This window comes from Paracoccus sp. S1E-3 (genome assembly GCF_013868135.1).
Lineage (GTDB): Bacteria > Pseudomonadota > Alphaproteobacteria > Rhodobacterales > Rhodobacteraceae > Paracoccus.
Window position 1 is genome coordinate 415,934 of record NZ_JACEMU010000004.1, and the last position, 24,526, is coordinate 440,459.

At 67.1% G+C, this 24,526-nt stretch carries 23 protein-coding genes; 6 read left to right on the plus strand and 17 right to left on the minus strand.

Annotated features, from left to right (window positions below):
• Positions 1-65: 65 nt before the first annotated feature.
• Both H1S04_RS02075 and H1S04_RS18575 read right to left on the minus strand, forming a co-directional pair.
• On the minus strand, positions 66-1,136 hold the full coding sequence (locus H1S04_RS02075; RefSeq protein WP_298945610.1) for a YcjF family protein: 1,071 nt from the start codon (positions 1,134-1,136) through the stop codon (positions 66-68).
• The gene (locus H1S04_RS18575; RefSeq protein ID WP_255435431.1) at positions 1,133-2,512 is read right to left on the minus strand and encodes a YcjX family protein; all 1,380 of its coding nucleotides are present in this window, start codon (positions 2,510-2,512) and stop codon (positions 1,133-1,135) included. The genes H1S04_RS02075 and H1S04_RS18575 overlap by 4 nt, the downstream gene beginning before the upstream one ends.
• A 123-nt stretch (positions 2,513-2,635) precedes the next feature.
• On the opposite strand from H1S04_RS18575, the gene hrpB reads away from it, so the two are divergent.
• Positions 2,636-5,050, plus strand: a complete 2,415-nt coding sequence (gene hrpB, locus H1S04_RS02080) for an ATP-dependent helicase HrpB (protein ID WP_181743906.1) — start codon at positions 2,636-2,638, stop codon at positions 5,048-5,050.
• A gap of 63 nt (positions 5,051-5,113) precedes the next feature.
• On the opposite strand, the gene H1S04_RS02085 is transcribed toward hrpB, so the two are convergent.
• The 10 genes from H1S04_RS02085 to H1S04_RS02130 form a co-directional block, all read right to left on the minus strand.
• Positions 5,114-6,145 (minus strand): alkane 1-monooxygenase, encoded by a 1,032-nt coding sequence (locus H1S04_RS02085; RefSeq protein WP_181743907.1) that lies wholly within the window; start codon positions 6,143-6,145, stop codon positions 5,114-5,116.
• The gene (gene ftsY / locus H1S04_RS02090) at positions 6,145-7,296 is read right to left on the minus strand and encodes a signal recognition particle-docking protein FtsY (protein WP_181743908.1); all 1,152 of its coding nucleotides are present in this window, start codon (positions 7,294-7,296) and stop codon (positions 6,145-6,147) included. Before ftsY ends, H1S04_RS02085 begins: the two co-directional genes overlap by 1 nt.
• A gap of 145 nt (positions 7,297-7,441) precedes the next feature.
• Positions 7,442-7,678: an Lrp/AsnC ligand binding domain-containing protein gene (locus H1S04_RS02095; RefSeq protein ID WP_181743909.1), complete on the minus strand. Its 237-nt coding sequence runs from the start codon at positions 7,676-7,678 to the stop codon at positions 7,442-7,444.
• A gap of 30 nt (positions 7,679-7,708) precedes the next feature.
• The gene (locus H1S04_RS02100; protein WP_181743910.1) at positions 7,709-9,085 is read right to left on the minus strand and encodes an MATE family efflux transporter; all 1,377 of its coding nucleotides are present in this window, start codon (positions 9,083-9,085) and stop codon (positions 7,709-7,711) included.
• Between the two features lie 40 nt (positions 9,086-9,125).
• Positions 9,126-9,776 (minus strand): N-acetylmuramoyl-L-alanine amidase, encoded by a 651-nt coding sequence (locus H1S04_RS02105; protein WP_181743911.1) that lies wholly within the window; start codon positions 9,774-9,776, stop codon positions 9,126-9,128.
• A 79-nt stretch (positions 9,777-9,855) separates the two neighbouring features.
• Positions 9,856-10,305 (minus strand): cupin domain-containing protein, encoded by a 450-nt coding sequence (locus H1S04_RS02110; protein ID WP_181743912.1) that lies wholly within the window; start codon positions 10,303-10,305, stop codon positions 9,856-9,858.
• Positions 10,302-10,964, minus strand: a complete 663-nt coding sequence (locus H1S04_RS02115) for a hypothetical protein (RefSeq protein WP_181743913.1) — start codon at positions 10,962-10,964, stop codon at positions 10,302-10,304. Before H1S04_RS02115 ends, H1S04_RS02110 begins: the two co-directional genes overlap by 4 nt.
• A gap of 25 nt (positions 10,965-10,989) precedes the next feature.
• Positions 10,990-12,471 (minus strand): Asp-tRNA(Asn)/Glu-tRNA(Gln) amidotransferase subunit GatA, encoded by a 1,482-nt coding sequence (gatA, locus tag H1S04_RS02120; protein WP_181743914.1) that lies wholly within the window; start codon positions 12,469-12,471, stop codon positions 10,990-10,992.
• Positions 12,468-12,755, minus strand: a complete 288-nt coding sequence (gatC, locus tag H1S04_RS02125; protein ID WP_181743915.1) for an Asp-tRNA(Asn)/Glu-tRNA(Gln) amidotransferase subunit GatC — start codon at positions 12,753-12,755, stop codon at positions 12,468-12,470. Before gatC ends, gatA begins: the two co-directional genes overlap by 4 nt.
• A 68-nt stretch (positions 12,756-12,823) precedes the next feature.
• A complete protein-coding gene (locus H1S04_RS02130; protein ID WP_181743916.1) occupies positions 12,824-13,513 on the minus strand; it encodes a metal-dependent hydrolase in 690 nt (229 codons plus the stop codon).
• Between the two features lie 176 nt (positions 13,514-13,689).
• Here H1S04_RS02130 and H1S04_RS02135 point away from each other — a divergent pair, with 176 nt between their 5' ends.
• Positions 13,690-14,799, plus strand: coding sequence for a Hint domain-containing protein (locus tag H1S04_RS02135; protein ID WP_181743917.1), 1,110 nt, complete (start codon positions 13,690-13,692; stop codon positions 14,797-14,799).
• Positions 14,800-14,862: 63 nt separating this feature from the next.
• On the opposite strand, the gene H1S04_RS02140 is transcribed toward H1S04_RS02135, so the two are convergent.
• Positions 14,863-16,590, minus strand: coding sequence for a bifunctional UDP-sugar hydrolase/5'-nucleotidase (locus H1S04_RS02140; RefSeq protein WP_181743918.1), 1,728 nt, complete (start codon positions 16,588-16,590; stop codon positions 14,863-14,865).
• Positions 16,591-16,751: 161 nt separating this feature from the next.
• Here H1S04_RS02140 and H1S04_RS02145 point away from each other — a divergent pair, with 161 nt between their 5' ends.
• The 4 genes from H1S04_RS02145 to parE all read left to right on the plus strand — a co-directional run bounded on the left by H1S04_RS02145 (position 16,752) and on the right by parE (position 21,005).
• The gene (locus tag H1S04_RS02145) at positions 16,752-17,087 is read left to right on the plus strand and encodes a DUF952 domain-containing protein (RefSeq protein WP_181743919.1); all 336 of its coding nucleotides are present in this window, start codon (positions 16,752-16,754) and stop codon (positions 17,085-17,087) included.
• Positions 17,084-18,145, plus strand: coding sequence for a quinone-dependent dihydroorotate dehydrogenase (locus H1S04_RS02150; protein WP_181743920.1), 1,062 nt, complete (start codon positions 17,084-17,086; stop codon positions 18,143-18,145). The genes H1S04_RS02145 and H1S04_RS02150 overlap by 4 nt, the downstream gene beginning before the upstream one ends.
• 136 nt (positions 18,146-18,281) lie before the next feature.
• Positions 18,282-18,941: a glutathione S-transferase family protein gene (locus H1S04_RS02155; protein ID WP_181743921.1), complete on the plus strand. Its 660-nt coding sequence runs from the start codon at positions 18,282-18,284 to the stop codon at positions 18,939-18,941.
• Positions 18,942-19,037: 96 nt separating this feature from the next.
• Complete coding sequence (parE, locus tag H1S04_RS02160) at positions 19,038-21,005, plus strand: DNA topoisomerase IV subunit B (RefSeq protein ID WP_181743922.1); 1,968 nt, start codon at positions 19,038-19,040, stop codon at positions 21,003-21,005.
• Positions 21,006-21,011: 6 nt separating this feature from the next.
• Here parE and H1S04_RS02165 read toward each other — a convergent pair whose 3' ends face one another.
• From H1S04_RS02165 to H1S04_RS02180, 4 genes are all read right to left on the minus strand, one after another.
• Complete coding sequence (locus H1S04_RS02165) at positions 21,012-21,521, minus strand: hypothetical protein (RefSeq protein ID WP_181743923.1); 510 nt, start codon at positions 21,519-21,521, stop codon at positions 21,012-21,014.
• Positions 21,522-21,614: 93 nt separating this feature from the next.
• Positions 21,615-22,112, minus strand: a complete 498-nt coding sequence (locus H1S04_RS02170; RefSeq protein ID WP_181743924.1) for a phosphatase PAP2 family protein — start codon at positions 22,110-22,112, stop codon at positions 21,615-21,617.
• Positions 22,113-22,473: 361 nt separating this feature from the next.
• Positions 22,474-23,736 (minus strand): ATP-dependent Clp protease ATP-binding subunit ClpX, encoded by a 1,263-nt coding sequence (gene clpX, locus H1S04_RS02175; protein ID WP_181743925.1) that lies wholly within the window; start codon positions 23,734-23,736, stop codon positions 22,474-22,476.
• A 123-nt stretch (positions 23,737-23,859) separates the two neighbouring features.
• Positions 23,860-24,492: an ATP-dependent Clp protease proteolytic subunit gene (locus tag H1S04_RS02180; protein WP_181743926.1), complete on the minus strand. Its 633-nt coding sequence runs from the start codon at positions 24,490-24,492 to the stop codon at positions 23,860-23,862.
• Between the last annotated feature and the right edge of the window lie 34 nt (positions 24,493-24,526).

A 24,526-nucleotide genomic window follows, 5' to 3' on the forward strand; every position in this document is an offset into this window, starting at 1 on the left:
ACGCCCTCCGATATCAAGTTAAGCCCAAGGTAACGAGCCGGGGGCCGGCGTTCAAGGGGCGCGGATCACCCCTTGGGGTCGGGCTTCTCCTCGGGCGTCGTCGCGGGGTCGTTGCCGGAGCCGAACAGGCCGGCCAGACCGCGCGTGACCAGATTGCCGACCTTGGGTCGGGGCTGGGCGATGAAGGGCAGCGGGCGGCAGACCTCCATCGCGGCCACGCCGACGCGGGCGGTCAGCGCGCCATTCACGACACCTTCGCCAAAGCGGCGCGACAGCTTGGCCAGCAAGCCGCCGCCGGCCAGCGTGTGGATCATGTCGTCGCCTGCGGCGACCGCGCCGGTGGCGACCAGATGGGTCATCACCGTGCGCGCCAGCCGCCAGCCGCCCACCGCCCCCGCCCGGCCGCCATAGATTTCCGCCATCCGGCGGATCATCCGCAGATTGGCCGCCAGCGCCGCCGCAACATCGGCGAAGGCCAGCGGGATCATGGCGGTCGCGGCGGCGACGGTGCGCGCCGCCGCCTCGATCTCGCGCCGGGCCTCCTGATCCAGGGGCGCCAGCAGCTGGGTTTCGGCCAGCGTCAGCAGGGTCTGGGCATCAAAGGCGTCGCCGCTGCGCTCCGCGAGGGCGGCGCGGCCCCATTGCGCCTGCGGACGCTCGGCATAGATCGCGTCCAGCCGCTTCACCACCGCGCGCGCCGCCGCCAGATCATCCTTCGACAGCGCCATTCCGGCATCGCGGTGGATCTGGTCGATCTGCGCGAACCGCCCCCAGGCGCGGTATTCGCGCCAGGCCACCGCAAGCACGGCCAGCGTGAACAATGCGAACAGCGCCACCCCGATCCAGCCCAGAATAGGCCAGGTCACCATCAGGCCCGAGATATAGTTCAGCGCCCCCACCGACAGCAGGAACGTCAACAGCGCCGCCCCGGTGTTGAACAGAAACCGCGTCAACCTGGATGGACCGCGCCCGGCCAGCCGGGTCACCAGTTCCATCGTCCGCGGGCGCGGCAGGGCAGAGGTGTTGTCCTCGATGGGCGCAGCATCTGCGGGGCTGGGTCGGCGGCCGGGCGCGGCCTGTGGCGCGGCATCATCCAGTTCGATCAGCACGGGGCCCTGGCGGCGGGTTTCGGTCACAGGCGGTCTCCGATCAGGAATTCGGCGGCGCGGTCCAGCCGGATATGGGGCGGCCCGTCGCCGGGGCGCAGGGTATTGGCGGCGGGGCGGAAATTCATCGCCGCGTAATCGCCGTCCAGCCATTCCCGATGCCCCTCGCGCGCGGGGACCAGCAGCGCTGCGGGATCGGCAGGCAGTTCGCCCGGATAGAAGGCGGCGTTACGACCGTCCATCAGCGTGCCGCGCACGGCCGGCAGTTCCTGACCGTTCTGCTCGATCATCGCTTCGGTCGTCGCCCGCAGCGCGGCAATGGCCATGGCATCGGTGCGGGCACCGGCGAAATCAGCGCGGTCACGGGCCTCGCGCAGCAGGGCGGTGGCGATATTGGCCAGCCGCTGGTGCTGGGTGTGGTGGATATGGTCGGCCTTGGTGGCGGCGAACAGGATGCGCTCGACCCGGCGCAGGCCCAGCAACTGCGCCAGCCAGCCGGTTCGCCCCGGATTGAAGGCCGAGAGGATATCGGCCATCGTCCGGCGCAGATCCTCAAGCGCGGGGGGCCCCGCATGGATCGCGCCCAGCACATCCACCAGCACCACCTGTCGGTCGATGCGCGAGAAATGGTCGCGGAAAAACGGCTTCACGATGCGCGACTTGTAGGCTTCATAGCGACGCGCGAATTCTCGGCGCAATGGGGATTTCCCCTCGACCGGCGGCAGCGGCGCGAAGGTCAGCGCCGGCGACCCGGCCATCTCGCCCGGCAGCAGGAAGCGGCCCGGCGTGCAGTCGGACCAGCCCCCCTCGCGCGCGGCATGGAGATGCTCGGTATAGGCGGCGGCGAGGGCCTGCGCCGCCTGCTCGTCCAGCGATGCGCCCAGATCGGTCGCGGCTAGCGCGGCCAGATAGCCGTCGGCGCCGGGACGGCCGGGCATGCGCTCCAGCACCTCGGCGGACCATTCGTCATAGCTGCGCTCCATCAGGCGCAGGTCCAGCAACCACTCGCCCGGGTAATCCACGATGTCGAGATGCACCGTCTGCGGCTTGCGCCAGCCGCCCAGAATGCCGCGCGGCTGGGTTCGGAAGGACAGCCGCAGTTCCGAGATATGCCGGGTGCCGTCGGGCCAGAACGGCTGCGGCCCCGTCAGCGCGCCCAGATAACGCTCGAAGTCGAAACGCGGGACGGTATCGTCGGGCTGCGGCTGCAACCACGCCGCCTTGATGGAGCCATCGGCGGCAGCCCGCAGCGCCGTCATCCGACCGCGATCCATCAGATTGGCGACCAGCGAGGTGATGAACACCGTCTTGCCCGCCCGGCTGAGACCCGTGACCCCCAGTCGGATCACCGGATCGCCCACGCCGATCCCGCGCATCAGGTCACTGGTAAAATCGGTAATGCCCATCGCCCCGCCATGTCTTTTCGGGACAACACGTATCCCCTGCACCGGGTTTCATATCGGGCCGCGACGCCGGCGGCGCAAGCATTTCCGCTGGCGGGACGCGACCTTGCGCGCCATAACGCCGCCATGACAGACACCGCGCCGACCACCCTGCCGATCGAGGACGCGCTGCCCGCGCTCCGCGCCGCGATGGCCGAACGGGGCCGCGCGGTGCTGATTGCGCCGCCCGGTGCCGGCAAGACGACGCGGGTGCCGCTGGCGCTGCTGGATCAGGTGCCGGGCAAGATCGTCATGCTGGAACCGCGCCGGCTGGCCGCACGCGCCGCCGCCGAACGGCTGGCCGAAAGCCTCGGCCAGCAGCCGGGCGGCGATGTCGGTTACCGGATGCGCGGACAGGCCGTCGCCGGCGCGCGGATCGAGGTGGTGACCGAAGGCATCCTGACCCGGATGCTGCAATCCGATCCCTCGCTGGCCGGCGTGGGCTGCGTGATCTTCGACGAATTTCACGAACGCAGCCTGAATGCCGATCTGGGGCTGGCGCTCGTCTGGGAAAGCCGGGGGGTGCTGCGCCCGGATCTGAACCTGCTGGTGATGTCGGCCACGTTGGATGCGGGCCCGGTGGCGCAGATGCTGGACGACGCCCCGATCATCGAAAGCCTGGGACGTGCCCATCCGGTGGAAACCCGCCACCTGCCCCGCCCCCTGCCCGGCACCGCGCGGTTTGAGATCGAAGCCGCCCGCCTGATCGCCGAGGCCGAGGCCGAGACCCGCGCCGACCCCGGCGGCACCATCCTGGCCTTCCTGCCCGGCGAGGGCGAGATCCGGCGGGTCGCCGCCGCCCTGTCCGACCTGCCGGCCGAGATCCTGCCGCTTTACGGCGCCATGGATTTCAAGGCGCAGCGCGCGGTGCTGGCGCCGCCCGGCGCGCGCCGCCGGATCGTGCTGGCCACCGCCATCGCGGAAACCTCGCTGACCATTCCGGGCGTCCGGGTCGTCGTCGATTGCGGGCGCGCGCGCCGGGCGCGGTTCGATCCCGGCTCGGGCATGTCGCGGCTGGTGACCGAACGCGTCAGCCGGGCCGAGGCCGAGCAGCGCCGTGGCCGCGCCGGACGGGTCGCGCCGGGCATCTGCTATCGCATGTGGGCGCGGGCCGAGGAAGGCGCGCTGCCCGAATACGCACCGCCCGAGATCGCCGTGGCCGACCTGACCGGCCTCGCGCTGGAATTGGCCGATTGGGGCAGCGACGCGGCCGGTCTGGCCTTCCTGACCCCGCCGCCCGAAGCGGCGCTGAACGAAGCCCGCACGCTGCTGATCATTCTCGGGGCCCTCGACATGGCAGGCCGTATCACCCCCCATGGCCGGGCCTTGGCGGCGCTGCCGGTCCATCCCCGCATCGCCCATATGCTGACTGTTGCCGGTAGCGGGGCGGCCGATCTGGCCGCGCTCATGGAAGACCGCGACCCGTTGCGGGGTGTCGGCGCCGATCTCTCGCTGCGGCTGCGGGCGCTTCAGGATCCGGCACGCCACGGCGCGGCCCGCCCGGCGCTGGAACACATCCGGGCCGAGGCAGCACGCTTGCGCAAGCTGACCTCGAACAAGCCGGCGCTGCCCGCCGGGGTTATGGCCGCGCTCGCCTATCCCGACCGGATCGGGATGCGCCGGCCGGGCGAACAGCCGCGCTATCTGCTGTCGGGCGGCCGCGGGGCGGTGCTGCCCGAAGGGGATGGGCTGGGCGCCGAGCGCTTCATCGTCGCCACCGATCTGGACGGCGAGGGTCGCGAATCGCGCATCCGTCTGGCCCTTCCGATCACCGAAGCCGAAATCCGCGACCGATTCAGCGACCAGATCACCCGTGTGGCGGCGGTAGAATGGTCCGCGCGCGATGGCCGCATCCTCGCCCGCCAGCGCGAGAAGCTGGGTGCGTTGACCCTGACCGAGCGTCCGCTCGAGACGCCGGATGCCGAAGCGCTGGCGCGCGCGGCATGGGAGGGGGTGCGGGCCGAGGGCCTCAACTGGTCGCCCGCCGCCACCCGTCTGCGGGCGCGGATCGGATTGATTCCGGACGGCCCGGATGTCTCGGACGCTGCACTGTTGGCCGATCGCGGTTGGCTGATGCCCTATCTGGGCAAGGTGCGGAACCGCAGCGATATCAGGTCGCTGGATCTTGTTCCCGCGCTGATGGACCTGCTGGGTTGGGATGGCCAGCAGGCGCTGAACCGGCTGGCGCCGGCCCATTTCACCACCCCTTTGGGGCGCAAGGTGCCGATCGATTACGACGCCGAGACCCCATCCATCGAGCTGCGCCTGCAGGAACTGTTCGGCCAGACCACCCATCCGACGGTTGGGCGCCAGCCGCTGCGGATCACCCTGCTTTCGCCGGGTCAGAAACCCATCGCGGTGACCAGTGACCTGCCCGGCTTCTGGGCCGGCGCCTATGCCGAGGTCCGAAAGGACATGCGCGGCCGCTATCCGCGCCACCCTTGGCCCGAGGACCCGACCGTCGCCGATCCCACCCTGCGCGCCAAGCCGCGCGGGACCTGACCGGCGCGCGCCCTCTGCCTTATTCCGCGCATCCGCCTGCCTTAATCCGCGCATCCGCCTGCCTTAATCCGCGCGCATCCGCGCGACGCGCCGATCCATGACCCGCCGCCACAGCGGCGGCAGCATCGCCATCGCTCCCATCACCGGCAGCGAATAGGGCAGCATCGGGCGTGGGTTCTCGGGCGTCAAGCGCAACGCCGGGTAGGGCCTCGCCGGATGGGCGTGGTGATCGGAATGGCGCGGTGCGTTGACCATCGCCAGCGAGGACAGCGGATGGGGCGCGTCCCAGCTGTGCCGCGGTCCGACCGGTGCCAGCCGCCCATTGCTGATATGGCGGCGCAATCCGTAATGCTGGACGTAATCCGACAGCATCAGCTGCATCTGGGCATAGAGGCACAGGCCCAGATAATCCAGCATGGCGCGCGAACCCAGGCCCAGCCCGACGGCCGCGATGCAGACCAGACCGCCACCCACCCAGAACAGATAGGGATTGCTCCGGCCTACCCGTGCGGCGCGGGCACGCTCGGCCCGCAGCCCGGCGCGGAAGGATCCAAACCATGCGCGCGGAAAGAAGCGCCAGAAGCTCTCGCCCAGCCGGGCCGAATTCGGATCGGCATCGGTGGCGACATGGACATGATGGACCAGCCGATGCGCACTGACGTGATGGCCGAACAGCAGGCTGATATAGACCGCCGCACCCAGCCGGAACAGGGCGCGGCTGTGGCGGTGGATCAGTTCATGCGCGTTGGAATTCGAGACCTGCCCGAAATACATCCCCGCGCCCAGAAACAGCCCCGCCCTTTGCGGCCACGCCAGCCAATCCCCCGCGAAGGCCCAGAGCGCCGCGCCGAGCAGCGCGAAATGCGCCAGTGCCAGAACCACCGACAGCGCATCTGCGGCCGGAAAACGCGCCTCCGGTCCGGCATCGCCAAAGCCGCGGGCGATCAGCGTATCGGCAACCGGGCTGACCGCCGCCATCCACAGAAACCCCAGCCAGAGCGGCCAGCCCCCCGAGACCGCCCCCCAGATCAGCAGGATCGCCGGGGCGAGGGCCGCAAGCGCGAAACCCGCAACCGGCGCCACCGGCCGTGTCATTACAGTCCGACGAGTGCGCGGGCGAAGTCCTGCGGCTCGAACGCGTCGAGATCGTCGATCTGTTCGCCGACGCCGATCGCGTGGATGGGCAGCCCGAACCGGTCGGCAAGCGCGACCAGCACCCCGCCCCGGGCGGTGCCGTCCAGCTTGGTCATCACCAGCCCCGAAACATCGGCGAGCTTCTGGAAGGTCTCGACCTGGCTCAGCGCGTTCTGACCGGTGGTCGCGTCCAGCACCAGCAGGGTGTTATGGGGCGCGGACGGATCCTTCTTGCGGATGACGCGGACGATCTTCGCCAGTTCCTCCATCAGGTCCTGACGGTTCTGCAGGCGCCCGGCGGTGTCGATCATCAGCAGGTCCGCGCCCTCGGCCTCGGCGCGGGTCATGGCGTCGAAGGCGAGACTGGCGGGGTCGGACCCTTCCGGCGCGGTCATCACCGGGACACCGGCACGCTGCCCCCAGACCTGCAGCTGTTCGACCGCCGCCGCCCGGAAGGTATCGCCCGCCGCGATCACCACATTCTTTCCCGCCGCCTTGAACTGGCTGGCCAGCTTGCCGATGGTGGTGGTCTTGCCCGAGCCGTTGACGCCCACCACCAGCACCACCTGCGGTTTTTTCGGATAAAGCGGCAGCGGCCGCGCCACCGGGGTCATGATCCGGGTGATCTCATCGGCCAGCAGGGTCTTGAGTTCGGTCGCGGATACCCGCCGCCCCATCCGACCCTCGGCGATATTGGCGGTCACACGCAAGGCGGTCTCGACGCCCATATCGGCGGCGACCAGCGTATCCTCCAGCTCCTCCAGCATCGCATCGTCGAGTTCGCGCCGGGCTTCCGGCGGGGCAGCCACGCCGCCGCCGAACAGCCGGCCCATCAGGCCGGGCTTCTTCGCGGCCTCGGGTGCGGGTGTGGGGGGCGCCTCGGGCTTCGGTGGAACTGCGGGCGACGTCGCGGAGGGGGCAACGGGCTGCGAGGCCGGGACAGACGTTGGCGTCGGTGATGTGCCGTGATGTAACTCGCCAGCGGAAAATCCTCCGGCCGCTGCCCGCTCGGGCGCTTCGGGCGTGCCATCGCCCACCAGATCGTCCAGCCCCTGCCCGATCTTCGAGGATGATTTGGTCAGCCGCTCGCGCAGCTTGGAAAAGAACGACATGCGTCCCCCCTGAAAATTCGCCCCGAAACCTAAGGCTTCGGGGCGTCGGTGAAAAGGCCCCGCAACGGGCGAAAAGGCCGCAGCGACCAGAAAAGCGGGGCCGCCTCCGTCGCGCCGAAGGGGACGGACGGCGACCGTAACCGGATCAGAAAGCCTTGAACGTCATGGTGGTCAGGGTGCGGACGATGCCCTCGATGTCGAACAGATTCTCGTTCAGATAGCGGCCGATATCCTCATCCTCGGGGATATAGACCTTGGCGATCAGGTCGAATTCGCCCGAGGTGGAATACAGTTCGGACACCACCTCGCGATCATAAATGGCATCGGCGACGGCATAGGTCTGGCCGGGGGCGCAGTGGAACTGCACGAAAACGGGGCGCATGGGCAGCCTTTCGGTAATTGCGCCCGCAGCCTATCGCGCACGGGCGGCGCGGGTCCAGTCCCCGCGCGCAAGCCCGGCATAGAAGCGGCGCAGCATCAGCACCGCCGCCACCGACAGCCCGACCAGCAGCCCGGCCCAAAGCCCCGCCGGCCCCATGCCCAGCTTGAAGGCCAGAAGATAGGCCGCCGGCAGCCCGATCACCCAATAGCTGATCGCCGCCAGCACCATCGGCACACGGGTATCCTGCACCCCGCGCAGCAGGCCGAGGCCCTGCACCTGCAAGGCATCGACCAGCTGGAACAGCGCCGCCCAGAACATCAGCCCGGTGGCGAGCGCCAGAATCCCCGGCGCCTGCGGATCGGAGGGGTCCAGATACAGCGCCACCAGCGGACCGGGGGCCAGCATGAACCACAAACTGGTCAGCACCCCAAAGGCGACCGAGACCGCGATCACCGTCGCCGCCGCATCGCGCAGCATGACCGGATCACCAAGTCCCCGCGCCTGACCGGCGCGAATCGTACCCGCATTCGACATGCCCAGATGGAACATGAAGGTGATCGAGGCCAGCTGCAGCGCGATCCCGTGCGCGGCCAGCTCGCGGGTGCCGAACCAGCCCATCATGATATTGGTGCCGACGAACATGCCGACCTCGGCCACCAGCGTCAGCCCAACCGGCAGGCCAAGCCAGAAGATCGCCCGGAAGGCCGCCCAGTCGGGGCGCCAGAAGCGTTGCATCAGCGCGATGGGCCGTGTCTGCGGCAGCCAAAGCGCATAGACGAGGATCGCGGCAAGGGTGAGATACTGGGTGGAGATCGAGGCGATGGCCGCGCCCTTCACGCCAAGCTCCGGCGCGCCGAGATTGCCGAAGATGAACACCCAGTTCAGCAGGATGTTCAGCGGAATGCCCGCCACGGTCAGCCACAGCACCACCTGCGTGCGTTCCATCGACGCCAGATAGGAATTCAGCACCATCGCCCACAGCGCCGCGCCGACGCCGAAGCCGGCGATTCGCAGATAGTCCTGCGACAGCTGCGCGACCTCGGGCGTCTGGCCGAGCGCCAGCAGGATCGGCTGCGAATACCACAGGAAGGGCAGGATCAGGATCGAATGAAGGCCCGACAGCCACAACGCCATACGGGTGGCGCGGCGGATCTCGGTCGAGTCTCCACGGGCGTGCGCGGCGGCCAGAAGTCCCATGACTCCAATGCCATATCCGGATCCCAGCATCATCAGGATGAACTGGAACGAGGTCGCCAGAACCAGCGCCGCCAGCGCCTCGACCCCATACCAGCCGACCATGACGGTATCCGAAATACCGATGGCCATACGGGCGAGATGGCTGCCGACCAGCGGCAGACCCAGCGACAGCGTCGCAATCAGATGAGGGCGGTAACGGGCAAAATCCATCCGCCGCGCTTATAGATTGCCCACGGAATGGGCAAGTGGATCAGTAAAATCTGCCGAACGCTGTTGCCGCCGCGTCTGCCAGGCGGCGATCGGCCTCGCCTTCGGGTCCTGTCGCGCCGGGGCGGAAACGCAGGCGGAAGGCGGCCAGCCGGGTTCCGGGATCGGCTTCGGGATAGCCGATGGCGGTCAGGCTGTCGGCCAGCGGGCGGTCCTCGCCCGGTGCCGCGGGGTGGATCGCCAGCCCCTGCCGGGCCAGCCGCGCCCAGTCGAAGCGCGCGCCGGGGTCGATCTTGCGCCCCGGCGCCATGTCGGAATGGCCGATCACCGCTTCGGGGCCAATGGACCACCGCGCCATGATCCGGGCCAGCAGCAGTTCCAGCGTGGTCATCTGGGCGGCGGCGAAAGGGCGGTTGCCGGGATTGGCGATCTCGATCCCGATGCTGCGGGAATTGACGTCGTCGCGGCCGCGCCAGGCACCGGCGCCGGCATGCCAGGCGCGACGGTCTTCGGGGACGAGCGCCTCGGGCGTGCCATCATCGTGGATCAGCCAATGGGCCGAGACTTCGGCGGCAGGATCGCAAAGGCGGGCGCGTGCCGACGCCGCGTCGGCCATACCGGTATAGTGGATCACGATCAGCGAGGGGCGCGCGTCGTCGCGCCGTTCGCCGTGATTGGGGCTGGAATGGGTCATCGCGAAACAGGGGCGCTGCCCCTCGGCCCGTGCCGGGCCTCACCCCGGGCTATTTTTGCCAGAGTGAAAAACGTGGGAATCATTCGGCGGCGCCGCTGTCCAGAAGCGCGCCGTCCGCGTCCAGCAGGCACCAGCCGTCCGGAGTGACCTGACGGGTCTGGCCGAGATCCGGGTAATGGACAGTGTCACGGGCCGGGTTGGTCCCCGCGATCAGGAAGCGCGCCGGGAGGCTGCTGCGGTTTTCGACCATATGGCCATTTGGGGAACCCGCTGGCCAGATCGCGCTGTCGCCGGGAAGAAGCAGATGCGCGCCATCGTTTTCATGAACGGTCAACTGGCCATCGAGGACGAACAACGCCTCGTCGCTGTCGGAATGCCAGTGGCGTTCCGAAGTCCGCTGTCCGGGATCGAGGGTGACGATATTCACCCCCATACCGGTCATGCCCGCAGCCCGCGCCAGATGTTCGATGCGGGCCGGCCATGGCGGATCATTCTGCGCGACGGGGGCGGAGCCGCCGCGCAGGATCACAGTTGGCCGGCCAGTTGCACGGCCGGCGTCCAGCCGCAGACGAAGCCGTCGCCATCCGGGTCCATGCCCAGCGGGTCTTGCTGCGGGCCGCCAGATGCGAGGAACTGCAGTTGCGACGCATTGGGGTTGGGGAAGCGGGCGCAGGCGCGCGCCGCCTCTGCCGCCGAGCCGCCAGCGCGGGGGTAGATCGCCGTGCCGGGCGCGTGGCGCTGCGATTGCGCATAGCGGGTCAGGGCGTCGGCGGAACCGCCGGAGTGTGCCTGCGGCGCGGCGGAGGCGGCCGGGGCAGCCGCAACTGCAGCCGTCCGCGCCGCCGGGGCCGAGGGCAGCCGCCTGCCGGTGGCCGGATCGTAATAACCGCCCTTGCCCGAGGGTGGCACGGTGGCTACCGCACCCTTTGCCGCCGTCTGGCCGGACAGCCGCTGCACCGCGGTGGGGCTGGCGATCATCTCGGGCGTCGGTGCGTTAAATGGACGGGCGCGCGGCACGGTCTGCGGCACCGCGCCCCGGCCGGTCAGCGCCATCTCGCGCGCGGCGCGATACTGGTCGTAGGGCGAATCGCTGCTGAACCGATAGCGCGGATCGACGACTTGCCCCCGACCGTCCGCGCAGGCGGCAAGCCCCGCGACGCAGGCCAGACTCAGAAACAGCTTCTTCATCACACCGCCCCTTTTCATCCTTTGGTTACCACCATTGCGCAGGACGAGCGGCAAAGCCAGCCGCACGTTCCAGCACATAGGCGTGGTTCAGCAACTCGCCTTCCGCGAAGGGCCGCCCGATCAGCTGCAGCCCCAGCGGCAGCCCCTGCGCATCCAGCCCGACCGGCACCGAGATCCCCGGCAGACCCGCGAGGTTCACCGTCACCGTGAAGACGTCGAGCAGATACATCTCGACCGGGTCCTTGCCCGACATATCGCCCAGACCGAAGGCGGCCGAGGGCGTCGCGGGCGTCAGAATCGCGTCCACACCCGCGGCATAGGCCTGATCGAAGTCGCGCTTGATCAGCGCGCGGACCTTGCGGGCGCGGTTGTAATAGGCGTCGTAAAAGCCCGCCGACAGCACATAGGTGCCGATCATCAACCGGCGCTTGACCTCCGGGCCGAAGCCCTCGGCGCGGGTCTTTTCATACATCTCGACAATGCCGTCGCCCTGCCCCAGCCTGGCGCGACGGCCATACCGGACCCCGTCGTAACGGGCGAGGTTCGAGGAGGCCTCGGCCGGCGCGATCACGTAATAGGCGGGCAGCGCGTATTTCGTATGCGGCAGCGAGATATCGACGATCTCGGCACCCGCATCGCGCAGCATCTCGGCGCCCTTCTGCCACAAAGCGTCGATCTCGGCCGGCATGCCGTCCATGCGGTATTCGCGCGGAATGCCGATCTTCTTGCCCCGGATGTCGCCGGTCAGCGCGGCTTCGAAATCCGGCACCGGAATATCGGCCGAGGTCGAATCCCTGTCATCGACCGAGGCCATCGCGCCCAGCATGATCGCCGCATCGCGCACCGTCTTGGTCATCGGTCCGGCCTGATCCAGCGACGAGGCAAAGGCGATCGTGCCCCAGCGACTGACGCGCCCGTAAGTGGGCTTCAGCCCGACAATTCCGGTAAAGGCCGCCGGCTGGCGGATCGAGCCGCCGGTATCGGTCCCGGTCGCGGCCAGACACAGATCGGCAGCCACGGCGGCGGCCGACCCGCCGGAGGAGCCGCCGGGCGTCAGCTGGCGGTCATCGACCTTCCACGGGTTGACGGCATTGCCGTAGACGCTGGTTTCGTTGGACGAGCCCATGGCGAATTCGTCCATGTTCAGCTTGCCCAACATCACCGCGCCCGCATCCCACAGGTTCTGGGTCACGGTGGACTCATATTCGGGGCGGAACCCGTCCAGAATGCCGCTGGCGGCCTGCGTGGCCACGCCGCGGGTGCAGAACAGGTCCTTGATGCCGACGGGAATGCCGGTCATCGCGGCGCCGTCGCCCGCCTTGATGCGGTGATCGGCGGCCTTGGCCATTTCACGGGCCAGTTCGGGCGTGTCGTGGACGAAGGCGTTCAGCACGCCCGCGCCCTCGATGGCGGTCAGGCAGGCATCGGTCAGTTCGACCGCCGAGACCTTGCCGGCGCGCAGATTGTCACGGGCCTCGGCGATGGTCAGTTTGTTCAGATCGCTCATTCCACCACCTTCGGCACGGCAAAGAAACCCTCGCGCGCATCGGGGGCATTGGCGAGGATCTTTTCGGGATAGCCGCCGTCATTCACCACATCGCTGCGGCGCTTGAGGCGCATGGGCGTCACGCCGGTCATCGGCTCGACGCCGTCCACGTCAACCTCGTTCAGCTGTTCCATGAAATGCAGGATATTGTTCAGCTCGGCCGCCAAGGCGGGAAGATGCGAATCCTCGACCGCGATGCGGGCCAGATGGGCGACCTTGCGCGCCTCGTCTTCAGTGATGGACATGCCAGCTCCTTTAACCTGAGGCCGGTTTAGCCGCGCCCGCAGGCTGCTGCAAGCGCGGCCAGCCCGGTTCAGAGGGTGAACGGCTCCATCACCTCGGGTTCGACGACCTTCACCCCCAGCGCTTTCAGCGGCGCGATATCGGGCTGCAGGACCGGGAAGCTTCTGTAATGCGAGCAGACGATGGTGTCGAAATCGAACCAGCGCCTGGCCGCGTAAGCGGCGCGGGCCGGGTCCATGGTAAAGTGACCGCCGACCGACAGGATGCCGATGTCGGGCTGATGCAAGTCGCCCATCCATTCCATGTCCGCCATGATGTCGGTGTCGCCCGAATAATAGATGACCTTGCCCTCTCCGCCGATCATGTAGCCGGCCTCCCGGCCGGCATAGACCGGCGTCCCGTCCTCGTCCGCGAATGAGGAGGAATGCGCCGCCGCCACCATGGTGACTTTCGCCCCCCCCAGATCCACGGTGCCCCCCTTGTTGAAGCCGATGGTCTGGACGCCATGCCTGCCTTCCCAGAACTGCATCAGGTCGAAGATGCCGACAATAGGAATGTCCAGTTCGCGCGCCAGTGTGACCGCTTGGGACGCGTGGTCGAAATGGCCGTGGGTGATGAGGATATGGGTTGCGCCGGCAATCGCCTCGGCCCGCTTCCCGGCCGGGAATTGCGGATTTCCGTCCAGCCACGGGTCGATCAGGATCACCGCGTTTTCGATTTCCAGCCGCCAGCTGGCATGTCCGAACCAGGTCAGTCGCATCCGTTACCTCCGTCTCAGCCTGTTCACGCGGCAAGATAGCACCAGCGCGGCCCGGAAAAGAACCGGTTATATGAGAATCAATAGGCGCGTTAAGGGATTGTTAATCATCTTGCGGTTGAGTTCTCGGCAATAAGGCGGACAAGCCGCCGCGCAGCAGGGACGGGAAGCAGCCACAGATGGCCTACATGATCCAGGTCTTCGACTTTGATGCGGCTGTTCCAATCGGGGGCGGCGTGCCCTTCGGCGGCGCGCAGGGGATTTCCTTCGCCCCCGCCCAGCAGAGCAGGATCTATCTCGACGACGCCGACAACATGTTTCAGCCCGCGACGTTCTATACCGAGCAGGATCAGAAACTGCTGATCGACACAGAGATGGGCGGCGCCATCATCGGCGCCGGCACCATCCTGACTTACCGGGTCGGACAGGTCGCAACCATTACCCAGACGGGCACGGATTACAGTTATTACGTCTTCTTTCCCCACAAGGCCTCAGGCAGCAACTCCTCCGCCACGGCAATCGGGGACAAGTCTGCGGTGCTGGTGGTCCCGACCCAGACCACCACGCCGCCCCTCGATCCGACGAAGACCTTCGATTACGCGCGCGTCTATACCGGCAGCACCGGTTTTGCCGTCGCCGACACGCCGATTCCACCCAGCTATCTGAACCCGACCTGCTTCGCGACGGGCACGCTGATCGATACGGCGCGCGGACCGCGGCCGGTGGAAACGCTGGTCGCCGGTGACATGGTGCTGACCCGCGACCGCGGCTTGCGGCCGCTGGCCTGGACGGGGGGCCGCCACCTGACGGCGCGGCATCTCGACATCGCCCCGAACCTGCGCCCCATCCGCATTCGCAAGGACGCACTGGGTCCGGGGATGCCGGCGCGCGACCTGACGGTCTCGCCGCAGCACCGGGTCCTTGTCCGCTCGCCGATCGCCGCACGGATCTGCGGCGCGCCCGAGGTGCTGGTCGCCGCGCGCCATCTTTGCACCCTGCCGGGGATCGAGGTCGTCAACCCGCCCGGCGGCGTCGGCTATCACCATCTCCTGTTCGACCGGCACGAGATCGTGCGTTCGAACGGCGCATGGACGGAATCGCTGTTCACCGGACCGCAGGCGCTGAAATCCCTGGGGCCGGCGGCGCTGCGCGAAATCCGCGCGATCTTTCCCGAGCTGTTCGGACCGGGCGCGCCCGGCTGGACCGGCGCGCGCGACTTCCTGACCGCCGAGCAGACGCGCGATCTGGCCCGCCGCCATCTGAAGAACATCAAGCCGCTGGTCGCCTGACGACATGGAAAACCCCGACCCAAAGGGATTGGACCGGGGGTGCCATCATATCGCGATGTGGCGTTATTGCGCGGCGGGGGCGGCGGCCTCTCCAGGTGCGGGGGGCTCGCCTTCTTTCGCAGGCGCCGCGTCTTCAGCGGCAGGAGCCGCGCCGTCGGCGGGCGCGGCGCCGTCGGCGGGCGCGGCATCGATCACGGTGATGCGGCCATCGGTCACAGGCGCGAAGGCCGGACCCTGGCGCGAGATATAGTCGGCCAGTACATCGGCCAGATCGGGACCGAAATCATAGACCTGGGTCGCATTGGCCTCGAACACGGAATAGCCGTCGCCGCCATTGCGCATGTAATTGTTCGAGGCCACACCGTATTCCGCGACCAGATCAATCGGTTCCCAGGCGCCGCCCTTCATCACCTGCACCTCGCTGATGCGCTTGCCCGTCGGGGCGGCGGGATCGACGGTGTATTTCAGCCCGGCCACCTGCGCGAAACGGCCGGCGCCTTCCTCGATCTGGCTGGCGCCGTTTTCCAGCGCCGCCACCACGTCCGAACCCTTCAGCTTGAAGGTCGAAAGCGTATTCTGGAACGGCAGCACGGAAATGATCTCGCCCATGGAGATCGGGCCGGCGTCGATCGAGGCGCGCAGCCCGCCGCCGTTCTGGATGGCGATCTGGATGCCCTGATCCTTCACCCGCGCCAGCATCGCATCGGCCACCAGCGACCCCATGACGCATTCGCGCGCCCGGCAATCGGCGCGATCGGCGCCGATCTCGGTCCTGGTCTCGGCGACGATCTTCGATTTCAGCTCCTCGATCGGGGCGGCCAGTTCCTTGACGCGCGCAGTGATGGTCGGATCGGGTGTGACCGAGGCGTCCAGCAGCACCGGCTCGCCCTCCGCCTTCACCAGTTTGCCGGCATCGTCGAAGGTCAGGATCAGGTGGCCCAGATATTTCGAATAGGCGTAGGCTGTGACCACCGGCACCTCGGCGCCGTCGGCGTTCTTCACCATGGTGGGGTATTTGCCAAGCGCCCCCTCCATGTCGCCCAGCAGCGTGTGGCTGTGGCCGCCGATCACCGCATCCACCCCCGGCACCTTGGCGGCGATGTCCTGATCCTTCAGATAGCCGACATGGGTCAGCGCCAGGATCTTGTCGACGCCTTGAGCCTGCAGCGCCTCGGCATCCGCCGTCAGCGCCTCGATCTCGTCCTGAAAGATCACGCTGTCCGAGGGTGACGCGGTTTCAGGCGTATCGGTCGCGAGCGCCGAGATCAGTCCGATCTTCTGGCCGCCCACCTCCAGCACGGCGGTGCCGTCGACGATATCCTTCAGCCGGTTGTTCTGGCTGAGATCGAGATTGCCCGAGATCACCGGGAACTCGACCCCCTCGGCCAGCACGGCCAGCCCGTCATCGCCGTCGTCGAATTCGTGATTGCCCACCGTCATCGCGTCATAGCCGATGGCGGTCATGAACTCGACCACATCCTTGCCCTTGTAGGTCGTGTAGAACAGGCTGCCCTGATACTGGTCGCCCGCGTCCAGCAGGATGACGTTGCCGCCCTCGGCTGCGATCTGTTCGGACAGCTCCTTCGCCTTGGCCGCGATCCGCGCCACGCCGCCGAAACATTCCTTCTTCTCCGCGGTCTCGGCGTCGCAGGTCGAATCGTATTTGTTGATCTCCTCGATCCGGCTGTGCACGTCATTGGTATGGAGCACGTGGAGCACATATTCGGCCTGTGCAGTGCCTGCGGACAGGGCCAATGCGGCGGCGGAGGCCAAAAGGCGGGAACGGGTCATGACAGCTCTCCTGGTCAAGGACATCTTCTGGGGCGGGTTGCGGCGTCAGATTGGCCCGGCACGGCGCGCAGGTCAAATGCTGAACGCAGCCGCGCGCGTCACAAGGACGCCATGACGCACGCCCCCTTGACCGCGCCGCGCCGAGGCGGGAAACAATCGCCATGATGATCTACAAAGTGCTTCGCAGCCCCGAATGGCGGCAGTTCCAGGACCAGGGCCAGACCGCCGGCGCGCCGGTCGATCTGGCCGATGGCTATATCCATTTCTCCACCGCCGAAACGCTGCCCGGAACGCTGGCAAAGCACTTCTCCGGCGAGGACGATCTGTGGCTGCTGGCCTGCGATCCCGAGACCCTCGGCGAGGCCCTGCGGTGGGAGCCGTCGCGTGGAGGTCTGCTGTTTCCCCACCTTTACCGGGCACTGCGGCTGGACGAGGTTGCCGACGCGCGCCCCCTGCCCCGCGACGCCGAAGGCTTCCGCATCGGAGCGCTGCCATGAACCTGATCGAGCGGATTGGGATGCAAGTGCTGTTTCGGATGCAGCCCGAAACGGCGCATGACCTGTCGATCCGGGCCCTCGCCTCGGGACTGGTGCCGCTGGCCGGCGCGCCGGTAACCTCGCCGCGGCTGCGCACGCGGCTGGCGGGGCTGGACCTGCCGAACCCGGTGGGCCTCGCCGCCGGTTACGACAAGAATGCCCGTGCCGTTGGCGCGCTGATGCGGGCGGGCTTCGGCTTCATCGAATGCGGTGCCGCCACCCCGCGCCCGCAGCCCGGCAATGCCAAGCCGCGCCTGTTCCGGCTGGCACAGGATCACGCCATCATCAACCGCTTCGGCTTCAACAATGACGGCGCCGAGGCCATCGCCCTGCGGCTTGCAGCGCGCCGGCCCGGTATCCCGGTCGGGCTGAACATCGGTGCTAACAAGGACAGCGCCGATCGCGCCGAGGATTTCGCCGAGGTCGTGCGCGTGGCCGGGATGGCGGCGGATTTCCTGACCGTCAACGTCTCCTCTCCCAATACCGAACGCCTGCGCGACCTGCAGGGCGCCGAGGCGCTGGCGGCGCTGCTGCGGGGCGTGACCGCCGCCCGCGACGCGCTGCCCGAACGCCGCCCGGTCTTTCTGAAGATCGCCCCCGATCTGGACGATGCGGGCCTCGCCGATATTGCCCTGGTCGCCCGGACCGTCGGCGTCGATGCCATCATCGCCACCAATACGACGCTTTCGCGCGATGGCCTGCACGACCGCCAGGCCGCGGAAGCCGGCGGCATGTCGGGCCGGCCGCTGTTCGAACGCTCGACCCGCGTGCTGGCGCGGCTCTACAGGATGACCGGCGGGCATATCCCGCTCATCGGGGTGGGCGGCGTGGGCAGCGTCGAGGATGCCTGGCAAAAGCTGCGCGCGGGCGCGAGCGCCGTGCAGATCTATTCGGCGCTGATCTATGGCGGCTTCTCGCTGGCCGGGGAAATCGCGCGCGGGCTGGATCAGCGGGCCGAGCGGCAGGGGCTGACCTGCCTGTCCGAACTGACCGGCACCGGCGTGGGCGACTGGCTGTAAGGGGGTCTGCCCCCCGCGACGGGCCATACGGCCCGTCTCATCCCGAGGTATTCGGGCACGGTCAATGGGGTGGGATTTTGGCGCTTTCCGCGCGGGCCGTCTGTCTCTAGGCTGCTGATAATCGAAGGAGCTTTCCATGCTGGTCATCCACGGCGTCACCCGCTCGCGCGCTTCGCGCATCATCTGGCTGTGCAACGAAATCGGCCTGCCCTTCCGGCAGGTGCCGGTCATTCAGGCTTATCGCCTCGCCGATCCCGACGCGCCCGATGCGGCGCTGAACACCCGCTCGCCCGCCTTCCTGAAGCTGTCGCCATCGGGCGCCATCCCGGTGATCGAGGATGACGGGCTGGTGATGTCGGAATCCTATGCGATCAACCATTACCTCGCCCGCAAGCACGGCGCACCCTTCGGCCCGGTGGACGCCGCCGAGGATGCGCTGATGATGCAATGGAGCTTTTATGCCGCCACGGCGGTCGAACCTGACGCGCTGACACTGCTGTTCCTGCATGCGCGCGGCCAGTCCCAATCGGGTGAGGATCAGGTGCTGGTCGCCAATGCCGCCGAACGGCTGGTCCGCCCCTTCAAGGTCATCGACGATCATCTGGCCCGCCACGGCCATCTGGTCGGCGGCCGCTTTACCGTCGCAGATATCAACATGGCCGAGACGATCCGTTATGCTCAGGGCTATGGCCCGCTGATGGAGGAGTTTCCCGCCCTGCGCCAATGGCTGGCCGATGCGCAGGGCCGCGCCGGGTTCCAGAAAATGTGGCAGGCGCGATTGGCCGAACCGGAATAGCCCCCAATTCTTGGGGCTGCGCCCGTCCCGACCGCAAAGCCTTGCCCCAGACCGGCCCTTCATGTGATAACCGCCGAAACCAGAAACGAGCAGCACATGGCCGACGATCTCTTTCCGACGACGCAGGACGACACCAGCTATTCCGCCGCCTCCATCGAGGTGCTGGAGGGGCTGGAGCCGGTCCGCAAACGCCCCGGCATGTATATCGGCGGCACGGATGAGCGGGCGCTGCACCATCTGGTCGCGGAAATCCTCGACAACTCGATGGACGAAGCCGTCGCCGGCCATGCGACGCGGATCGAGGTCGAGCTGCTGGCCGATTACACCGTCATCGTGCGCGACAACGGCCGCGGCATCCCGATCGACCCGCATCCGAAATTCCCCGGCAAATCCGCGCTCGAGGTGATCCTGTGCACGCTGCATGCCGGCGGCAAGTTCTCGGGGGATGCCTATCAGACCTCGGGCGGGCTGCACGGGGTCGGCGCCTCGGTCGTGAACGCGCTGTCCGATCTGATGGTCGTGCAGGTGGCGCGGGGCAAGGAACTGTTCGAACAGCGCTTCTCGCGCGGGGTCCCGCAGGGGCCGGTGGCCAAGATCGGCGCGGCCCCGAACCGGCGCGGCACCACCGTGATCTTCCATGCCGACGAGGAGATCTTCGGCCATCACCGTTTCAAGCCCGCGCGGCTGCTGAAAATGGTGAAATCCAAGGCCTATCTGTTCTCGGGCGTGGAAATCCGCTGGAAATCGGAAATCGACGACAGCGAAACCCCGATGGAGGCGGTCTTCCACTTCCCCGGCGGGCTGGCCGATTACCTCTCGGAAACGCTCGGCGGCGTGACCACCTATGCCGACCGGCCCTTCGGCGGGAATGTCGACTTTCAGGGCCGTTTCGGTGTGCCCGGCAAGGTCGACTGGGCGATCAACTGGACGCCCTCGCGCGACGGGTTCATTCAGTCCTATTGCAACACCGTGCCCACACCCGAGGGCGGCACCCACGAGGCGGGCTTCTGGTCGGCGATCCTGAAGGGCGTGCGCGCTTACGGCGAGTTGGCCAATAACAAGAAGGCCGCCCAGATCACCCGCGAGGATCTGCTGACCGGCGGCTGCGCGCTGGTGTCCTGCTTCATCCGCGAGCCGGAATTCGTCGGCCAGACCAAGGACCGGCTGGCCACGGTCGAGGCGCAGCGGCTGGTCGAGGGCGCGGTGCGCGACCATTTCGACAACTGGCTGGCGGCCGATCCGAAATCGGCGGGCGCGATCCTCGATTTTCTGGTCCTGCGTGCCGAAGAACGGCTGCGCCGGCGGCAGGAAAAGGAAACCCAGCGCAAGACCGCAACGCAGAAACTGCGCCTGCCCGGCAAGCTGGTCGATTGTTCGGCCAAGAACCGCGCGGGGACGGAACTGTTCATCGTCGAGGGCGACTCGGCCGGCGGTTCGGCCAAGCAGGCGCGCGACCGCAATACGCAGGCGCTGCTGCCACTGAAGGGCAAGATCCTGAACGTGCTGGGCGCGGCCTCGGGCAAGCTGGGGTCGAATGCCGAGATTTCCGATCTGTGTCAGGCGCTTGGCGTCGGCATGGGAAGCCGGTTCAACGTCGACGACCTGCGTTATGACAAGATCATCATCATGACCGACGCCGATGTCGACGGCGCCCATATCGCCAGCCTGCTGATGACCTTCTTCTTCACCCAGATGCGCCCGATGATCGACAAGGGGCACCTCTATCTGGCCTGCCCGCCGCTGTATCGCCTGACCCAGGGGTCGCATCGGGTCTATGTCGCCGATGATGCCGAAAAGGAACGGCTGCTGGCCAAGGGTCTGGGCGGCAAGGGCAAGATCGACGTGCAGCGCTTCAAGGGGTTGGGCGAGATGGACGCCAAGGACCTGAAGGACACCACGATGAACCCGGCGACGCGCAAGCTGATCCGGGTGACCATCGACGAGGACGCGTTGGGCGAAACCGGCGATCTGGTCGAGCGCCTGATGGGCAAGAAGCCGGAATTGCGCTTCGAATATATTCAGGAAAACGCCCGCTTCGTGGAGGAGGAAGGGCTGGATCTGTAAAGAGGATCAGATGCCGGACGCCGTGCGGTCCAGGATCGAACGGATCTGGGCTTCGGTGACGAAACGGATCGGCGCGCCATGCTCGCGATAGAAGATCGCCTGCTTGATCTTGCCGCCCCGGTTCGGCTCCAGCCAGTCGCGCGAGGGTTTGCCGCCGATCACCAGATAATCGGTCTTCCAGTTGACGGTGCCCCGCTCGATCATGCCGAGCGCCTGAAGTGCGGTCGAAAGCCTGCTGCGCGGCGCGATTGCGAAAGTGCCCGTCAGCACGAAATTTGCCCGGTCGAGGGTCCGCGGATCGGCGATGATCCATTCCTCGACCCCCACGCTTGCCGAAATTTCAGGCAGCCCGGTCGCGGCGAAGCTGTCCCCGGCGATGCGGCTGATCGCCTCGATGATCTGATCGTCGATTGCCAGCCCTTCAAGATAGCCGGTGAAATAGGCATAGAGCTTGGTCGCGTTCGCAGAGCCCTGGATGGCCGCCAGAGCGGGGCCGTTGTGATCGAGTTTCGGCATGGCGGTTCCTGACAAGGACATCCCGGAACCATGCGCGCGAATGTTTAAGAACCGGTTAAGATCGAAGGAGCTTCTCGGTCGGCTTTGGCCGGATCAGAACTTCATCCCGACGCTGAAACTGGCGCCATCCGTGCCGATGCCGAAATTCGCCGCGCCGAAGCTGAAACCGATCAGCGCGCCGGTCCAGACCTGTTGGGGGGTGTGCTCGCCGGCATGGACGCGGCTCCACCCGGTCGCGCCCGCGGCGCCATAGGCGAAGGCCCCGGCCTCGGGCTGATCCTCGAAGCATTTGCCGGCCAGATCCGACGCGCCGAAAAACGCCGCCGCCGTATGGCCGGACGGAAAGCCCTCGCCTTCGCCCGAGGGACGGCGCGAGATCGGCTGGCCATCGAAATACTGTTTCATCCCCCAGACGAGCGCCGCCTGCAGCACGCCGCGCACGGCGAAATCCTCGATCCGGTCCTGATCGACCGCGCAGACCGCCGCCGCCAGCGGCAAGCCGTATTTCATCGCGGTTCCGAAACTCTCGAACGGGTCGGCGGCGGCAGGCAGCGCAACGGCCATGGCGCACAGCATGGTGGCGGTTCTCATCCGGTTCTCCTCTCGATCCCCTGTGGGGCATCTGGTGACTTCTAGTGATGCCGGCGTCATCTGGTAAGCCCGAAACTGGCAGGTTTTGACCCGAACCGGACGCTGTGGATCTGGGGTCGTCCCGCCTGATCGCGCAGCAATCAGAGCCGCGCATCCGCAGCAGCCAGGGCCGGTCTCCGGGCGCGGCCTCGCCGTCGTGCGAGAAGTTACGGGCGGCTGAAGGTCACGTATGGGCCAATCGGCCGGCGTGGAGGCTGACCGCGGGTGTTCGAAACCTACGCCCAGAAAGCACCCTCGCCCCAAGCAGAAGGCCCCGCGCGCGGATGCACACGGGGCCTTTCATCATCAGGCGACGCCGCGATCAGCCTGCGGTTTTCGCAGGTTCCTTCTTCGCCTCGACGTGGATGATCAGCGGCTTGGCGGCGGCGTTGTCGACCGCCTCCTCGTTGACCACCACCTCCTCGACGCTTTCAAGGCCGGGCAGTTCGAACATGGTATCGAGGAGAATATCCTCCATGATCGAGCGCAGGCCCCGCGCGCCGGTCTTGCGTTTGATCGCGCGCTTGGCGATGGCGCTGAGCGCGTCTTCGGTGAAGGTAAGCTTCACGCCCTCCAGTTCGAAGAGGCGCTGATATTGCTTGACCAGAGCGTTCTTCGGCTTGGTCAGGATGATGATGAGCGCTTCCTCGTCCAGATCGGTCAGGGTCGCGATCACCGGCAGACGACCGACGAATTCCGGGATCAGGCCGAATTTCAGCAGATCTTCGGGCTCCAGCTCCTTGAACAGCTCACCGACGCCGCGATCGTCGTTTTCCTTGACCTGGGCCCCGAAGCCCATCACGGTGCCCTTGTTGCGCTGCGCGATGATCCGGTCGAGGCCCGCGAAGGCGCCGCCACAGACGAACAGGATATTCGTCGTATCCACCTGCAGGAATTCCTGCTGGGGATGCTTGCGTCCGCCCTGCGGCGGCACGGAAGCGACGGTGCCTTCCATGATCTTCAGCAATGCCTGCTGCACACCCTCGCCCGACACGTCGCGGGTGATCGAGGGGTTGTCGGACTTGCGGGTGATCTTGTCGACCTCGTCGATATAGACGATGCCGCGCTGCGCACGCTCGACATTGTATTCCGACGCCTGCAGCAGCTTGAGGATGATGTTTTCCACATCCTCGCCGACATAACCGGCCTCGGTCAGCGTCGTCGCGTCGGCCATGGTGAAGGGCACATCAAGGATGCGCGCCAGCGTCTGCGCCAGCAGCGTCTTGCCGCAACCGGTCGGGCCGATCAGCAGGATGTTCGACTTCGCCAGTTCGATATCCGACTTGGCGCCGTGGTTCAGCCGCTTGTAGTGGTTGTGAACGGCCACCGACAGCACGCGCTTGGCGCGTTCCTGCCCGATGACGTAATCGTCCAGCACCCCGCAGATTTCCTGCGGCGTCGGCACCCCTTCGCCCGATTTCAAGCCGGAGGATTTGGTCTCCTCGCGGATGATGTCCATGCACAGCTCGACGCATTCGTCGCAGATGAACACGGTCGGGCCCGCAATCAGCTTGCGGACCTCGTGCTGGCTCTTGCCGCAGAAGCTGCAATAGAGCGTGTTCTTGCTGTCGTTCTCTGTCGCCATGCTACGTCCTTACGTCCAGAGCAGTCCCGCCGGACGGCGGGTCCATCGGGTGCTGCTCATGTTAGGGGCGGCGGCCCCCGGTCTCAATCCCCAAACCGCAGCCTGATCGCTGCGGCGGCAGGGTTACTTCTTCTCCGGCTCGGCCTTACCGCGCGGGGCCAGAACCTCGTCGATCAGGCCCCAATCCTTCGCCTCCTCGGGCGACATGAAGCGGTCACGCTCCAGCGCCGCTTCCACATCGGCCAGCGATTGCCCGGTGTGGTGAACATAGATCTCGTTCAGGCGGCGCTTCAGCTTCTCGGTCTCGCGGGCGTGGATGAGGATATCCGACGCCTGACCCTGGAAGCCGCCCGACGGCTGGTGCACCATGATACGGCTGTTCGGCAGCGCGTAACGCTGCCCCTTCTCGCCCGCGCAAAGCAGCAGCGACCCCATGGAGGAGGCCTGCCCGACCACCAGCGTGGACACGCGGGGCCGGATATACTGCATGGTGTCATAGATCGACAGGCCCGCGGTCACGACACCGCCGGGGCTGTTGATGTACATGGAGATTTCCTTGGACGGGTTTTCCGCCTCGAGGAACAGCAGCTGCGCTGAGATCAGCGTGGCCATGCCGTCATGGACGGGGCCGGAGACGAAGATGATCCGTTCCTTCAGCAGCCGCGAAAAAATGTCGTAGGCCCGTTCCCCGCGCGAGGTCTGTTCGACCACCATGGGAACGAGCGTATTCATGTGGAATTCTGCCGGATCGCTCATCAATCTTTCCTGCCCGATTGTCTGCCCTGCCGCA

What these genes read in the sequence shown, in the direction of transcription:
- clpX (WP_181743925.1), bottom strand. Translation starts at nt 23,736, where the DNA reads ATGGCGACAGAGAACGACAGCAAGAACACGCTCTATTGCAGCTTCTGC.
- H1S04_RS02085 (WP_181743907.1), bottom strand. Translation starts at nt 6,145, where the DNA reads ATGACACGGCCGGTGGCGCCGGTTGCGGGTTTCGCGCTTGCGGCCCTC.
- hrpB (WP_181743906.1), top strand. Translation starts at nt 2,636, where the DNA reads ATGACAGACACCGCGCCGACCACCCTGCCGATCGAGGACGCGCTGCCC.
- H1S04_RS02100 (WP_181743910.1), bottom strand. Translation starts at nt 9,085, where the DNA reads ATGGATTTTGCCCGTTACCGCCCTCATCTGATTGCGACGCTGTCGCTG.
- parE (WP_181743922.1), top strand. Translation starts at nt 19,038, where the DNA reads ATGGCCGACGATCTCTTTCCGACGACGCAGGACGACACCAGCTATTCC.
- H1S04_RS02150 (WP_181743920.1), top strand. Translation starts at nt 17,084, where the DNA reads ATGAACCTGATCGAGCGGATTGGGATGCAAGTGCTGTTTCGGATGCAG.
- H1S04_RS02130 (WP_181743916.1), bottom strand. Translation starts at nt 13,513, where the DNA reads ATGCGACTGACCTGGTTCGGACATGCCAGCTGGCGGCTGGAAATCGAA.
- H1S04_RS02155 (WP_181743921.1), top strand. Translation starts at nt 18,282, where the DNA reads ATGCTGGTCATCCACGGCGTCACCCGCTCGCGCGCTTCGCGCATCATC.
- H1S04_RS02140 (WP_181743918.1), bottom strand. Translation starts at nt 16,590, where the DNA reads ATGACCCGTTCCCGCCTTTTGGCCTCCGCCGCCGCATTGGCCCTGTCC.
- H1S04_RS02115 (WP_181743913.1), bottom strand. Translation starts at nt 10,964, where the DNA reads ATGAAGAAGCTGTTTCTGAGTCTGGCCTGCGTCGCGGGGCTTGCCGCC.
- H1S04_RS18575 (WP_255435431.1), bottom strand. Translation starts at nt 2,512, where the DNA reads ATGGGCATTACCGATTTTACCAGTGACCTGATGCGCGGGATCGGCGTG.
- H1S04_RS02145 (WP_181743919.1), top strand. Translation starts at nt 16,752, where the DNA reads ATGATGATCTACAAAGTGCTTCGCAGCCCCGAATGGCGGCAGTTCCAG.
- H1S04_RS02165 (WP_181743923.1), bottom strand. Translation starts at nt 21,521, where the DNA reads ATGCCGAAACTCGATCACAACGGCCCCGCTCTGGCGGCCATCCAGGGC.
- H1S04_RS02180 (WP_181743926.1), bottom strand. Translation starts at nt 24,492, where the DNA reads ATGAGCGATCCGGCAGAATTCCACATGAATACGCTCGTTCCCATGGTG.
- H1S04_RS02170 (WP_181743924.1), bottom strand. Translation starts at nt 22,112, where the DNA reads ATGAGAACCGCCACCATGCTGTGCGCCATGGCCGTTGCGCTGCCTGCC.
- H1S04_RS02095 (WP_181743909.1), bottom strand. Translation starts at nt 7,678, where the DNA reads ATGCGCCCCGTTTTCGTGCAGTTCCACTGCGCCCCCGGCCAGACCTAT.
- H1S04_RS02105 (WP_181743911.1), bottom strand. Translation starts at nt 9,776, where the DNA reads ATGACCCATTCCAGCCCCAATCACGGCGAACGGCGCGACGACGCGCGC.
- ftsY (WP_181743908.1), bottom strand. Translation starts at nt 7,296, where the DNA reads ATGTCGTTCTTTTCCAAGCTGCGCGAGCGGCTGACCAAATCATCCTCG.
- H1S04_RS02135 (WP_181743917.1), top strand. Translation starts at nt 13,690, where the DNA reads ATGGCCTACATGATCCAGGTCTTCGACTTTGATGCGGCTGTTCCAATC.
- gatA (WP_181743914.1), bottom strand. Translation starts at nt 12,471, where the DNA reads ATGAGCGATCTGAACAAACTGACCATCGCCGAGGCCCGTGACAATCTG.
- gatC (WP_181743915.1), bottom strand. Translation starts at nt 12,755, where the DNA reads ATGTCCATCACTGAAGACGAGGCGCGCAAGGTCGCCCATCTGGCCCGC.